Here is a 750-nt window from a genome sequence, read left to right on the forward strand (position 1 = left end):
CAGTGGGCCCGCTCCTCCGCGATGCGCAGCCCGCGTTCGGCGGCGACGGCGAACTTCGCGTAGTGCTCGGCGTGCCGGTTCCGCGCCTCGGCCTGTTCCTCGGGGTCCTGCGCGAGCCGCTTGCGGTAGTAGTTACGGGTCGCGGTGAGCATCCGGAACTCCGGCTCGCCCCCCTCCCGCTTCGCGCTCACCAACAGGCTCTTGTGCACCAGCGAATCCAACCTGCGCGCCGCCTGCATCAGCGACAGGTTGCCCAGTCGCTGCGCGGTGGGCAGGTCGATGGAGGTCTCGCACACCGCGAGCCGCTGGAGCAGCGCCCGCTCCTCGGCGGAGAGCGCCTGGTCGCCCCAGGACAGCGCCCCGGGTACCGACTGGTGACGGGTCGGCACGTCGAGGAGACGGCTGTTGTAGGGGTGGGCACCGCGCCGCAGTTGTTCGAGCAGCGCCCGTGGGCTGAGCGTGCCCACGGCCCGCGCGGTCACCTCGATGGCCAGCGGCACGCCGTCGAGGAGTTCGCAGATCTCGGCGATGTTGTGCAGTTCGCCGCCGTGCAACACGTCGCTGCGGTAATGCGCCCGCACCCGGTCGATGAACAGTTGCACCGCCACCGAGCTGTACGGAGTCTGCCCACCGGAGCCCACGGGGAAGGGCGCCACGGGGAACAGGTGCTCGGCGTACACCTCAAGGGAGATGCGACTGGTCAGCAATACGCGTAGCGCCGGGCAACCACGCAGCAGCGCGGCTATGTCG

1 pseudogene is annotated in these 750 nt (G+C 70.3%); it reads right to left on the minus strand.

The annotated features are described in order from the left end of the window. Nucleotides 1-707: pseudogene (locus KUM32_RS41955) on the minus strand (hypothetical protein); the annotation flags it as partial. Between the last annotated feature and the right edge of the window lie 43 nt (nt 708-750).

This window comes from Streptomyces sp. AC627_RSS907 (genome assembly GCF_019049165.1).